The organism is Limnobacter sp. SAORIC-690 (assembly GCF_002954425.1).
Taxonomy (GTDB): domain Bacteria; phylum Pseudomonadota; class Gammaproteobacteria; order Burkholderiales; family Burkholderiaceae_B; genus Limnobacter; species Limnobacter profundi.
In genome coordinates this window covers 2,876,026-2,888,937 of the sequence record NZ_MQVZ01000001.1, presented here as the reverse complement: position 1 = coordinate 2,888,937, position 12,912 = coordinate 2,876,026, and the positions used below count along the sequence as shown (strand labels likewise).

Below are 12,912 nucleotides of genomic sequence, written 5' to 3'. Positions count from 1 at the left end.
ACTTGGTTGGCGAATGAGTTGGCCAATTAGTTGATCAACAGCTGCATCAAATTCATCACCAGCAAAATTGCCGCCAGCACTTGCCACAGCAACACCGGGTTTTTTTCAATCAGGGGTTGCTTGGCCACACTGGCTTCCAGCTTGGTGTTAGGCACGGTCAGGTCTTGCAAAAATTCACTGAGCGCATCGTAGCGATACCGTGGGTTGGGTTGAAGCGCTTTGCGCAAGCAGGCCTCTACCCACAGCGGCAAATCACGGCGCGGGTGGTTGGCTGGAATGTAGCGCAAATCGCTGTAGCTTTTCAGTTCAACCTGCTTCACCGCTTTTTCTGCAAACGGCAAGCTACCTGTCAGCATTTCATACACCACCACGGCCAGTGAAAACAAATCGGATTTGAAAGTACCTACTTCACCCATCAAGTACTCTGGGGCCACATAATTCACGCTGCCTTGCGGTACCGATTTGTCCAGTGGTGAAATCAGTTCATCGGCACCTGCGATCAGTACGGTGCCGAAGTCGAGAATTTTCACGCAGCCGTTCGAGTCGATCATGATGTTCTCGGGTTTGATGTCCTGGTGCACCATGTCGGCACGCTGAAACGCACGCAGCCCGGCCACCACCTGCTTCACAATGCGTCGCACCGCATCCATGCCGGGTTTGGGGTTGTCATACATCCATTCCCGCAGGTTGATGCCTTCAATGTATTCACCCAGATAATACAAAAACTGCTTCGGGCGTTTGGGCACATGGGTGCGCATCACATTCACATGTTGGATGCTTTGCCCCACCCATTCTTCGCGAACAAAGCCACTTAAATACATCGCGTCCTCGGAGAAATTCAGTGAGGGTGTTTTCAATGTGAATTGTTCACCGGTTTCCATGTCGCGCACTCGGTACATGTGGCTGCGGGTTCCGCTGAAAATAATTTCAAGTACTTCATAGCCATCTATTTTGTTGCCCACCTGAAGCACAGGCGGTATGGGCAATTGTGTCAACTTGCGGTGCACCTCATCCAGCGTTTCATGGGGCAGGGCATCGACCGCCATCAGCAACACGGTCAGGTTGTCATCGCTGCCTGCATTTAGCGCGGCCTGTACCATGTGCCTGGCGAGTTGCTCCAGGTGGCCTGTGCCGTGCTGTGCAATCAGGGCCAGCAGCTCAGGGCGCTTCAAAACGCCGTGAACGCCGTCGGTGCTCAGCAATACCAGGTCACCCACCTGCAATTCATGCGTGCTGTAGTCCAGTTCCAGGTGGCGGTCGGCGCCCAGTGCACGCGACAAATATTCCTGCCCGCGTTCTGTGCGCACGTGGTCTTGGGTCAGGCGTTCAATGGCATCGCCGCGCACGTGATATACCCGTGAATCGCCCACATGAAAACAGTGCAGGGTATTGGATTTCAACACCACGGCGCTGAAAGTGGTCAACAGGCTGTCATTGTGGCTGGCGCGGTTGGTGTTTTGTTGGTAAATCCAGGCGTTCAGGCCAGAAATGATTTGCCGTGCCGATTTGTGAACACTCCAGGTGTAAGGCGTGGAAGAATAGTCATCCAGAAAACTGGTCACAGCTGTTTGGCTGGCCACATGGGAATCGGCGCAACTGCTCACGCCATCGGCAATGGCCGCCGCAGCACCTTTGAGCAAGTTCGATTCAGCTTGCCCACACCAGGCAGCAAATGCATCCTGATTCACAGGCTTTGGGCCTGCGATGGAATAACCACCAAACCGGACTTGCAGTGTGCTGCTCATGGTGCCTTTGCTTGTCTTTGTCTATTTATCCCACGCGAATCAGTTCAACTGTACCGTCTTCTTTCACCTCGGCCATGTGTCCTTGCGGTTCTTCCATGAACAGCAGTGTAATGAAACCCACCACAGCAGTTAAGGCAATCACGAAGAAGAATGCCTGATAGCTGACAAACGACAACACCGTCAGATAAACCACTGCACCTACATTGCCGTATGCACCTGTCATGCCCGCAATTTGGCCGGTCAAGCGGCGTTTGATCAAGGGCACTGCGGCGAACACAGCCCCTTCGCCAGCCTGCACGAAAAATGAACAGGCCATGGTAGTAATCACGGCCAACCACAATGGCCAGCTGGAGTTGGTTAAGCCCATAAGCGCATAGCCGACGGCCAATCCTGCTGTGAGAATCAACAGCGTACGTTTTCGTCCAAATTTGTCGCTGATCCAGCCACCGCCAGGGCGTGACATCAGGTTCATGAAGGCGTACATGGAGGCCACAAGGCCCGCGTACACAGGGCTGAGCGAAAAGGTTTCTGAGTAGAACAATGGCAACATCGACACCACAGCCAATTCAGAACCAAATGTGGCGAAATAGAGTACGTTCAACACAGCCACTTGTTTGAATTTGTAGCGGTGCAATTCAGGCACCGGGGTTATGAAAATATCGCTGTTTACTTTGTATGCACCGTAGCAGTCGTACACAAGAATCAACAGCAGAACGCCATAAATGGTGTTGGCTGCAGTACTGCTGAGCATGCTGACACCTTCTGGAGACAATTTCCAGGTTAACAAAGCCAATGCTGCATACATGGGCAGTTTCATCAGCAGCATGAAGTAGAAATCGCTGACACTGGTTACTTCCATGCCACCGCTTTTCTTGGGTTTGAAGTAGGTAGAGCCCTTTGGGGTGTCGCTCACATTGAAGTACCACACAAAGCTGAACAAGAGGCAAATTACGCCAGTAATTGCAATTGCATAGCGCCAGCCGTCAGGCCCGCCCAGCAACAAGGCCAGTGTGGGCAGCACCATGGCTGCACCTGCCGACCCAAAGTTACCCCAACCGCCATAAATACCTTCGGCCGTACCCAGCTGGTGGGCTGGAAACCATTCACTGACCATGCGAATACCGATCACGAACCCGGCACCGATAAAGCCCAATAGAAATCGGGAAATGGCGGCCTGTGCAAAGTCAGTTGAAAGCGCAAACATGAAGCAGGGAATGGACGACACAAACAGAAGCACCGCGTAAACCAGGCGGGGGCCGAATTTGTCGGTCAACATGCCAATCAAGATGCGTGCAGGAATGGTCAGCGCCACATTCAAAATCAACAGTGTTTTAACCTGTTCTTTGCTCAAACTCAGCGATTCAGCAATGGCGCCGAGCATGGGTGCGTGGTTGAACCACACGAAAAAAGTAATGAAAAATGCAATCCAGCTCATGTGCAGGATTTTCATTTTCCCGGCAAAAGAGAACAGATTCAGTTTGGCGTGGTCGTTCATGACGAATGGCTCTTTTTGGAATTCAAAATAAAAAGCGCCCACCCATCGAATCAATCTGTGGATTGACTTGGTGGGTGAGCGCCTTTGCCCGTTTTTGCTGCATATGAAAGTCAGTTGCACCTAAAAGGTGCGCTTAACTCTCCCAGACAGTCTCGATTTCCAGCTTTGGAGGCGAAAACTGTGTGTATGAATGTTGCAATGCAGAAACTGTGCCAGCGAACAAACCGTGAACCAAGAAAACCTGTCAAGGTCTATGCAATATGGATAAAATAACATCGAGTGGTCCGTCAGTTTTTAGCAGCAACTTAAGTAGCAGAAAGGTGATTCAAATGCGTATGTTCAGCGTGTCAACAGGTGTGGTGGTGGGGTCTGCATTGCTCTTGAGCGCATGTGCCTCCATGTACAGCGTTCGGCCAGTGGTGGCCGAGAACCAGGTGCCAGTTCAAAACCAGGGTTTTGAGTCTTTGAGTTCGAGCAAAAAACACATGGTGCAGGTGGGCTCGGTGTACAACTCGATGCGTCAATTTGATAACCCTCGTTTTAACGTAACTTTTGTGAACAACGGCAAGTTTCCAGTTGAGTTTTCGACGGAAAACGTCACGGTGACTTTCAATGGCGAGCCGGCCACTGTGGTCAGTTACGAGGCACAAATTCAGGATGTGCAAAACCGACTTTCTTTCTACGGTTTCAGGGCCCCAATTTTTTACAGCCCGTTTTATCACTCACCTTTTCACAGGGGTTTTCACGGAAGCGGTTTTCTGTTTCAAACCGATTTCAATGACAGACTTGATGTGCAGCAAGCCTTTGCCGACTTTGACCGAATTCAAAAGTACAGTTTGAAACCGAAGGTGGTGCGCCCGGGTGAGCAAACACAAGGTGAAATTATTGTGGCCCGAAAGTTATCGGCCAGCAGTGCGCAAGACATCACAGTGACGGTACGTGTGGATGACGACATGCACAAATTTGATTTTGGTTACCTCCAAACCAATTAATCAGGGGCTGCTTACTGGAGTTCAGCGATTTTCCTGAACTCCTGAAGCTTGGCCCGCAAAAACAAAATCATCGCTTCACGGTCGTGAAGTTCTGCACTCAAGTACTCCACCACGGTGGTCAATTGCTCCACTTCTGCCGATCGCTTTTGAATCAATTCACTGGCGCGTGCTTGCAGTTTGGCCAGTTGCCTGCACAAGGCGTCGTTTTCAATCAGCAAGGTATCCATCGATTTATTCATGCACACTGCGGCTTTCATGGGGCAATTCCTTCATGAATCAGTGAAGCGCGCCACCTGCATGCTGCCGGTTGTGGCCTTGCAGGGTGGGTTGCTCCAAAGCTTGTTTGATTCGTTGAATTTCGGCTTGTGCAAAGCCCATCATGCCCAGCAAATCCCGAAAGGCGGTGGCTTCAAAGCGCATGGTCATGTAGTGAAGGCAGAGAGACACCACCCCGGTTTCTTGACAGTAATAGACTGAGCCGTTTTCGCTGCCTGCCAGCCATTGACCCAGTTGAGCTGTACAGTTTTCCTGCTGCATGAAGAACTCCCGATTGATACAAATGAGAATTCATCGTAAATGATAATTATTATCAATACAAGTGCTTTTTGCAGTTCTAGGTTTGCTCGGTGTTTAGTTGGTACTTGTCTTGCGCACCACAGTCAATTTATTACCTATTGGGCTACTTTGTTCGCCCAGAATTCCTTTTTCAGTCACCAGCAAGTCAGTGCCGGAGAACAGTGGTGGCCGGCCTTGCATGACCTGCGAAGTGCCGGTTGAAAAGGTCAGTGGGTTGAAGGCATCCACTTGCTCGCCGAGAAAGTTGAGTTTAATGACCTGTCCCGTTAAAAAGTAGGTAACGGCGAAACCATCGGGAAGAATTGAAAAGTCGTCAGGCAGGCTTTCCAGCGTGGCCAGCACCAATGGCATTCCGGCAGATCCATCCTGTTGAATTGGCACTACATTCAAGCGGCCCAGGTTTGGTATTTCAGAATCAGTAAAGTACAGCAGATTTCCCCGGCGTTGAATGCCATTTGGAAAACGACCTGCCAGGTCTAGCCATGTCGTTTGATTCTCCACTTGCAGCGGGTTGTTGGCAGCAACTTTCAGTTTCACAATTTTTGGAGTGGGCAGGGCATTGGTAGCAATCGGTCCATCCACTGCATACAGTGTTTGGCCGTCTGCACTGCTGGTTAGTCCATTGGCCAACCCCATGCTGTCATAGTCAAATACCGGTGAAATCGTCATTGGGGATTTGTTCAAGCTGCCTGCCCACAAAGTGCCGTCGCCACAATTGGCGTAAAGGGTATTCCTGGCAATCGCCAAACCCGTGAAGTTGCACACCCCGCTGGAAACGGTCTCGGCCGAGAAGTCATCACCATTTTTCACCACCTCAATCACGGATTGCCCGCCGGACACAAACAGCCTGCCTTCAGCCGAGAAAATCATGTTCTCTGCATCCGGAACGGTCAGCAATTCCTGCAAACTGGCACAAGCATTGTTAAAGCAAGGGCTGTTTTGTTCCTGTGATGATGCATTGGTGCGAGTTGTTGGCAGGGCAGTGGGCTCTTCGCCCGTGCATGCAACTACAAACGGCAGAAAAACAAGGAGCGACCAACAAAGACGTGTTCCAGATTGCATGTATCAAAATCCCCATGAGATGAAGCTTGTACTTTGAGTGCAAATGTTTGGATGTAATAATCAAGAATCAACAACATCGCAGGAGCAAATTCCCATGTTCGAGAAACTCTGGGCGTGTGTATTGATGGCTTTTGTTTTCTGGCACTCAGGCCCGGTTAACGCAACTGCTGCTGTCCCTGTGCCCTTACCCCAGTTACCCGCCACATTTTCAGGCACCTTGCCTTGTGCCAGTTGCGAAGGTATTCAGACAAACATTACCTTGCAGGCCGACGGTACTTTTTTCTCCCGCCAATTTTATGTGGGGCAACCCTTGCCCAATCAAGCCAGCGATTTGGGACGTTGGGTGATGTCGCATTACGGAAACATTTTGGTGACGCAGGGGCAAAATTCCGAGCTGCGTTATTTTCGGGTGAAGTCAGCTGACGAAATTGAAATGCTGGATCTTGAAGCGCGCACCATTTTTTCGACCTTGAATTACAGCTTGAATCGCACCTCAACTGCGGATGTACCAGACTTGAAGTTGTCTCCGCTCACGGGGCTTTATCGCTATTTTGCCGATGCTGGCCGTTTTATTGAATGTGCAAGTGGCCTTAACTTGCCCGTGGTTGCCATGGGTGACAATGCAAAACTTGAGAATGCTTATTTGCAACTTCGTGAAGAACCCGGGCAGGCACTGCTTGCGACTGTGTATGGTCATATCAAGCCTGCGCAATCGATGGAGGGGGATAAACTTACACCAAGTTTGCACCCCCTGCGCTTTGAGAACATTGCAAGTGGCAATTGCCCCAAGCACCTGCGCTCGGCCAAATTGGAAAATCAATTCTGGACGCTGGTACAACTGCAGGGAAAGCCAGTGGTGTTGCCTGAAACCGGCCGTGCACCGGGTTTGATGTTGCATGTGGATAACAACCGGCTGAGTGGCTCAGGGGGTTGTAACCAGTTGCTTGGTACGTATGCACTCGACGGGCGTTTGGTTCAATTGAGCCTGGTTGCTGCCACACGCATGGCCTGCTTAAGCGGGGGTAATGTAGATACTGAACTGATTGACACGCTGACCCAGGTCAGAAGCTGGAATATTCTGGGTCAGCGTATGGAGTTGTATGACCAGCTTGGGCGTTTGCTGGCCAGGTTTGAAGTGCGTTAAGTTGTTTAATTCTGCAACAGCTCGAAAGTAAGGCCCGCATGCTGTTGCAATCGGCTTATCAGTTGTTCGCCCATCAATGAGGCGGGTGTCCAGAACCCGCCAGCGTGGTTTTGAATGTCCAGGGCCAGGCATACCGCAGCCTCGCCCAGCATTTTTCCGGTTGAGCCATAACCCGGGTCCATATCGCCTGTTACTTTGGCTGTCAAAGTATTGCCCTTGCTGGTGGTGCCATAAAAGCGCAGGTCATAAGAGCCGCGTTGCTGCGAAGTTTCACTGGGGCCTTCGCCAGGTTTGGGAACCACGAATTTTTCAAGCGCCCAACGGGTTGGCGGCAGTGCTGCACCGATCAAAAACCCAGCCATGCCGCTGGCCAGTCCCATCGCAGTCATACGGCCTTTGAATCCATTTCCGGTCATCATCGCTTCGTCGTACTTGAATTCTTTTCCGTATCCATAATTCTGCAGCGCATTGCTTCGATGAACCACGCGCGTATTAATACCCGCCATAACAAAAGGTGCCAGCCAGCTTTTTGCCACGGGATCAAATTCTGCGAAGCTGACATTGGGCTGCCGTGCAGCCAGGCGGGCAGGGGATATCAAGTATGGGTTGGCCAGTTTCTTCGCCAGTGAACGGTCCGCCGCAACTTCGCGAGTAACGTTGATCATACTGGCCACGGTGCCACCTGAAAATTCACCCTTTAGTTTCCTGACCCGCATGCGTATTTGTTGGCAAGGTTCACCATATTGAACGCTGGCGGCCTTCTGTAAAAACAGCACACCCAAATCAGAGGGTATTGAATCAAAACCGCAGCAATGCACAATGCGGGCACCGCTTTGTTTGGCGGTGTCTTCATGGGCTTCAATCATCCGTGCGATCCACTGCACTTCACCGGTGAGGTCGCAGTAGTCGGTGCCGGTTTCAGCACACACTTTCACCAAACCGGAACCATATAAAGCGTAAGGGCCCACTGTTGAAACCACAACCTTGGTTTTTGCACACAGATTCTGTAGATCGGTTTCTTTACTGGCGTTGGCCAAAATGGTCGGAAGCTCTCGGGCCTGCTCACCCAGACGGTTTTTCAACACTGCCAGTTTGTCGGCATCGCGCCCTGCAATCGCCCATTTGATCTCGCCATTCAAGCCATGGCGCTTCCACAGGTACTGCACCAAAATTTGACCGACAAAGCTGCTTGCCCCAAACACGATCACGTCGAATTCTTTCTTTTTCATTGTGCTGTATCTCCTGAATTTATTGTGTTTTGCCAGATTCTCTCACACTCAATAAACCTTGTATTGATATTCCGAATACTGATTATTTCTAGGCCCTAAGGGTGATAGGGAGTGACCGGAGCTTTAACCCGATCGGGGGGACGCAAATTGGATGTGGAATATTTAAGTTGAATCCATTCTCCGGAGAACCCCATGGCCAGTCTTTCAGCAGTCAACTTTTTGTTCGATTCAAGCTCCCAATTGTTGCCATTCTGGATTGCGATTGCACAAAACGACCGTGAGCTTGAGCTGGCTGCCAAAGCCCGTCAAATCGCTTATGGAAAACATTTGCCTTCGCTGGGTGAAAAACTGGCTGTACCTGACGCGGATGATCACCACCCCGACTTTGCAGTGCTTCTGGCTTTTTCAAAGCTGGATGGAAGTTGCATTGGTACTGTGCGGGTTCAAATTGCCAATCAGCAGCAGCTTCGCCTTGAGGAGTCATATGCATTGCCCAAGGCCTTGAGAACAGGGCGTATTGCCGAGGTATCCAGGCTGGCCATTCCTGCGCGTTCGAATGGTTTGGCATTGAGGTTGATGTTGATCAAGGCGGCCTACTGGTACAGCAGGGCGAATTTGGTGGACCGATGTTTTCTTTGTGTACGTTACCCCGTGGACAGGCAGTACCGACGGTTTGATCTGGATGATGTGCTTCAGCCTGACGAGTTTGTGGCCATGAAGCACATTGGCATGATTCCTCACCGAGTTCTCTGGTTTGATGTATTTCATATCGAGGCACGCTGGTTATTAGGTGCAAATCCGCTGCATTCAGTTTATTTCTCCAGCTCTCATCCTGATTTGTTGCAAAACATTCAGATGCGTACCTTGCAACAGGAAACGCAAAATCAATTGCGCTCCATCGGATGATTTCCATGCCTATTGCTGTCGCAGACTCATTTCAGAAAACACCTTGGGTACCCTTTCTGTCGGTGGTGTTGTTGAGTTTTTTTCTGCTGGTGTCTTTTGTTAACTTGTCTGTGCTTGGCGAGAACAGCCCCCCTGAGGCGCCACTGTTATTCTCGAGTCTTGCTGAAGAAGATGTGCAGGGCAGTTTGTTCAATATAGTAGAACAACTAAAAAACCAGGCTGAGCAGACTGTGCTGCGCACCCATTTGAAGGAAACGCCTTACTGGGTCTATGCAAGTGTGTCGCAAACCATGGCACAACAGTATGAACAAATTTTTTTCAGATCACGGCATTTGGTGCAGTCCAGTTGCTGGCTTGCATACCCCAACGGCACCTTGCAGGAAATTCAGCTGGAGACAAACCAGGGGCGTGTGGTGTCTGCAAACCTGACAAACCCTGTCAATCTGCAAGGTGTACTTTGCCAGTTCAAGTTCATCGGGCCCGCCAGTCTTGAAATTGGTTTGCAAACAGCTACAAATTTCAATGAAACCATTCTGGTCTCCGAACGTCGCCAAAGTTTTCTTGAGGGTGTTCTTTATCTCATGATCGGCATGGTAGCAGTTGCCGCGTTCATGACCCGCAGCGTGCTGTTTGTGAGTTACGGGTTCTGGCTGTTTGCCAGTCTTCGATTGGTGGCGTTGTCTGAAGGTTGGGACCATTCAATTTTTGGTTTTGATTTGAAATCTGAGCCGCTCATGCGGGCCCGCATGCTGGCCTTGGCCATGTACTTCACCTCAACAGTGCTCATTGTGTGGCACCTGTTTGAAAACATTCGTCGAGAATCGTGGCTGGGTGTGTTGCGAGCCCTGCAATGCGCCAGTGTCATTCTCACTGCCCTGGCGCTGTTTTCTCCGTACCGCACGTTTCTGGAGTTGTTTTGGCCCATGAGCTTGGTTGCGGCCTCGGCCGTGGCTTGGGTGGTAATCCAGAATTTTCTGGAGAAACGCGACCGCGTTGCAATTTACTATCTCGCGGCGATGTCGATTTCCTTGGCTGGTGCAGTGGCTGAAGTGTTGTCAGCCTGGTTTGATCAACGTTTTCTGCTGCAGTATTTCAACAGTGCCTCGGTCACGGTGCTGGCTAGCCTCATGACTGCTGTTGCCTTGGCCGAGTTTTTAAGAAAAGCGCAACGGCAACAACAGTTGGCAGCACAGGAAGTAAAACAGGCCCACGAGCGCCTGGAGAGTGTTTTTGACATTGCACCATCAGCCATGTTTACTTGCACGCGCCACGGTCAATTGATCCACTTCAACAAACAGTTCACCGATTTGTTCCTGAATCGGGAGGGCATGCCCACGCTCGACTTTCTTCAGCCGCAGCGCCTTGCTGCGCTGTTTAATTTGCTGGAGCAACCTGGCAAATCATCGCGGCGTGAATTGCCTGTAGTGGTGGGTGAGGGGCGAACACGTTGGTATGAGCTGGTGGTTAGTCGCGATCACCGGGAACTCGTGGGTGTGGTGGCAGACTTTACAGCCAGAAAAGACCGTGAGTTGGCCTTGCAATACCAGGCCACACACGATGAATTGACCGGTGCCCTGAATCGACGTGGGCTACAAAACATCATTCACAACAAGCTGAACAAGCGTGCAGCCAGCTTCACTTTCTTTTGTGTCGATATTCAACAGTTTTCGCGTTTGATCAGCGCATATGGCCTTGCGGTGTCTGACCAGTTGCTGAGAGCCTTTCACACTGAGCTGTATCGCCACATGAACGCCCATGGCGAGATTGCGCGGCTGCATATTGATCAATTCGCAATCATGATTCATCAGAACGACACTGAGCGCGCAGAAGAAGCCTTCAATGCATTTTTGTACAGGCTGGATTCGGTGCCGTTTCAATTTGATGGCAGAAGTATTCAAACCTCTGTGCTGGCTACATTGGTATTTCAGGGGCTGGTTGACAACGTGCTCGATGTCATGGAAACAGTTGAAATGTCCATGCGTGAGTCCAAGTTCAAGGCCAAACGCAACAACAAGGTTGAACGGGTGGTTTTTGAGCAGAACCAGACCCGCAGCTTGCTTGATCAATCCAGAACCATTCGCAGGCTCGATGATCAAAAATTGCCCACCGGTTTAACCCTGGCGTGGCAACCCATACTGGCTTTGAATGAGCACAACGGACCTTTGTATGCGGAAGCCCTGTTACGTATCAAGGATGAGAACGGCAAGCTTGGATCGGCCGGGTTTTTGATTGAGGCCTGTGAGCGCGGGGGGCACACCGCGTTTCTGGACAATTGGGTATTAAGTCACACACTCGACTTTCTGGCTCAGCACGCTCAGCAGTTAAACAAGTTGAGCGTGTTGAGTATCAATGTCTCACCCGGTTCTTTGAACGATGAAATTTTCCTTCAGGACACGTTGGCGTTGATTCGCGTGCATCAGCAGCACGCCTCAAAGTTGTGCCTCGAAATTACAGAAGTTGGTTCTGTGATCAATCTTCAGGCAGTTCAGAATTTCATTGAACAGGTGCGCAGTCTGGGCGTGCGAATTGCGCTGGATGATTTTGGTGCCGGGTACAGCAATTTCCGTTACGCAATGGACCTGCACGCAGATGTCATCAAGATTGATGGATCGATTGTGAAGAACATTTGCCACAGCACGGAAAGCCATGCCGTGATTACTGCCATTGTGGGTTTGGCCCACGATCTGGGTTGCAAATGTGTGGCCGAGTGGGTGGAGGATTTACATACCCTGCGAGAAGTCAAAGAACTTGGCGTTGATTACGTGCAGGGTTACCTGGTATCCCCCGCAGTAGAATGCGAGCGTTTCCTGAACTTGAACAGCACGCTGGAATTGATGCCCGATCAAAACCGGGCACGTCTGGTTCAATCTGTTTTGGAATCGGTCTCTGCCTGAACGTTGGTCAATTCACCATACTCCACCCAGAATCGTTTCACGATTGACTTTTCAAGTTGACCCCGCTTGTTCAGGGGGCAGGCAAACCGCAGTGTCATGCGCAGGCATTTTTCGTCGATGCTGGCCCAGAACACTTCAGGCCTGGCCTTGGGTAAATCGACAAAGTTGTCGCGTTCAATTGCTGAAAAATGGCGTTCGGCTTCTTCTATCCAGTGTTTTCCAGCCTCGTTGGCCAGCTTGAGCGCAAGCGATTCCGCAACCTGAATTTTTACAAACTTGTCAAAGTTGAAGTCGATCAGGTGAATGCCGTAGGAGCCATACACTGAAAGGTTTTTCATGGCTTGCGTGAACACGAGACTGTTGGGCAATGTCAGCAGGCGGCCAGTCTGTTTTTTCGACGGACCAATTTCAGCCAGTTCGAAGGTTACAAAACCTGTATTCACCAACTGCCCCGTGAATTGGCCCACTTCAATCGTGCTGCCAATACGAAGGCTTTTGTTCAGGGAAATAACCAAAGCGCCCCACAGGCACAAAATGAATTCTTTGCTGACAATCAACAGCGCACCACCAATGGCCGCCAGGGAAATCAGGAAGCCAGTAATTTGCCCTGACCACAAAGCAAGTACCAGCAACAGGGCGGTGACCCACACAATGTTTTTACGCCGAACCCAGGTGGCCCGCACATTGCCTGTTTGCGGTGTGGCTCCATTGGTTTCCCGAAGCAGCCGCCAGTGCATGAAGCGGTTGATCATCGCGGCCAACGTCAAAATTGCGATCGACAGGATCAGCCTGCCAAGCCGGCCTTCGAGAAAATTGAAAACCTGTTCAACCGTGGGTTCGAGGTCTTTGAAAAATTGAAGAATTTCCAT

At 50.7% G+C, this 12,912-nt stretch carries 11 protein-coding genes; 4 read left to right on the top strand and 7 right to left on the bottom strand.

Annotated features, from left to right (window positions below):
- Positions 1-26: 26 nt before the first annotated feature.
- Both BSZ31_RS13770 and BSZ31_RS13765 read right to left on the bottom strand, forming a co-directional pair.
- A complete protein-coding gene (locus BSZ31_RS13770; RefSeq protein WP_105029221.1) occupies positions 27-1,745 on the bottom strand; it encodes a bifunctional protein-serine/threonine kinase/phosphatase in 1,719 nt (572 codons plus the stop codon).
- A 25-nt stretch (positions 1,746-1,770) separates the two neighbouring features.
- A complete protein-coding gene (locus BSZ31_RS13765) occupies positions 1,771-3,240 on the bottom strand; it encodes a NarK family nitrate/nitrite MFS transporter (protein WP_105029887.1) in 1,470 nt (489 codons plus the stop codon).
- Positions 3,241-3,569: 329 nt separating this feature from the next.
- Here BSZ31_RS13765 and BSZ31_RS13760 point away from each other — a divergent pair, with 329 nt between their 5' ends.
- A complete protein-coding gene (locus BSZ31_RS13760; protein ID WP_105029220.1) occupies positions 3,570-4,232 on the top strand; it encodes a hypothetical protein in 663 nt (220 codons plus the stop codon).
- A gap of 11 nt (positions 4,233-4,243) precedes the next feature.
- Here the strand turns inward: BSZ31_RS13760 and BSZ31_RS13755 are convergent, their stop codons facing one another.
- From BSZ31_RS13755 to BSZ31_RS13745, 3 genes are all read right to left on the bottom strand, one after another.
- Positions 4,244-4,489, bottom strand: coding sequence for a hypothetical protein (locus tag BSZ31_RS13755; RefSeq protein WP_105029219.1), 246 nt, complete (start codon positions 4,487-4,489; stop codon positions 4,244-4,246).
- A 19-nt stretch (positions 4,490-4,508) separates the two neighbouring features.
- Positions 4,509-4,769 (bottom strand): hypothetical protein, encoded by a 261-nt coding sequence (locus tag BSZ31_RS13750; RefSeq protein ID WP_105029218.1) that lies wholly within the window; start codon positions 4,767-4,769, stop codon positions 4,509-4,511.
- A 93-nt stretch (positions 4,770-4,862) separates the two neighbouring features.
- Positions 4,863-5,870 carry a hypothetical protein gene (locus tag BSZ31_RS13745; protein WP_105029217.1) on the bottom strand — a complete coding sequence of 336 codons (1,008 nt, stop codon included), beginning with the start codon at positions 5,868-5,870 and terminating at the stop codon, positions 4,863-4,865.
- Positions 5,871-5,964: 94 nt separating this feature from the next.
- Here BSZ31_RS13745 and BSZ31_RS13740 point away from each other — a divergent pair, with 94 nt between their 5' ends.
- Positions 5,965-7,014, top strand: a complete 1,050-nt coding sequence (locus tag BSZ31_RS13740; RefSeq protein ID WP_168426994.1) for an META domain-containing protein — start codon at positions 5,965-5,967, stop codon at positions 7,012-7,014.
- A 5-nt stretch (positions 7,015-7,019) separates the two neighbouring features.
- Here BSZ31_RS13740 and BSZ31_RS13735 read toward each other — a convergent pair whose 3' ends face one another.
- Positions 7,020-8,243, bottom strand: coding sequence for a trans-acting enoyl reductase family protein (locus BSZ31_RS13735; RefSeq protein WP_105029215.1), 1,224 nt, complete (start codon positions 8,241-8,243; stop codon positions 7,020-7,022).
- A gap of 192 nt (positions 8,244-8,435) precedes the next feature.
- Between BSZ31_RS13735 and BSZ31_RS13730 the strand changes: the two genes are divergently transcribed.
- Both BSZ31_RS13730 and BSZ31_RS13725 read left to right on the top strand, forming a co-directional pair.
- Positions 8,436-9,149, top strand: coding sequence for a hypothetical protein (locus tag BSZ31_RS13730; protein WP_105029214.1), 714 nt, complete (start codon positions 8,436-8,438; stop codon positions 9,147-9,149).
- Between the two features lie 5 nt (positions 9,150-9,154).
- The gene (locus BSZ31_RS13725; protein WP_168426993.1) at positions 9,155-12,043 is read left to right on the top strand and encodes an EAL domain-containing protein; all 2,889 of its coding nucleotides are present in this window, start codon (positions 9,155-9,157) and stop codon (positions 12,041-12,043) included.
- On the opposite strand, the gene BSZ31_RS13720 is transcribed toward BSZ31_RS13725, so the two are convergent.
- A complete protein-coding gene (locus BSZ31_RS13720; RefSeq protein ID WP_105029212.1) occupies positions 12,013-12,912 on the bottom strand; it encodes a mechanosensitive ion channel domain-containing protein in 900 nt (299 codons plus the stop codon). The two genes, BSZ31_RS13725 and BSZ31_RS13720, sit on opposite strands and share 31 nt — an antisense overlap.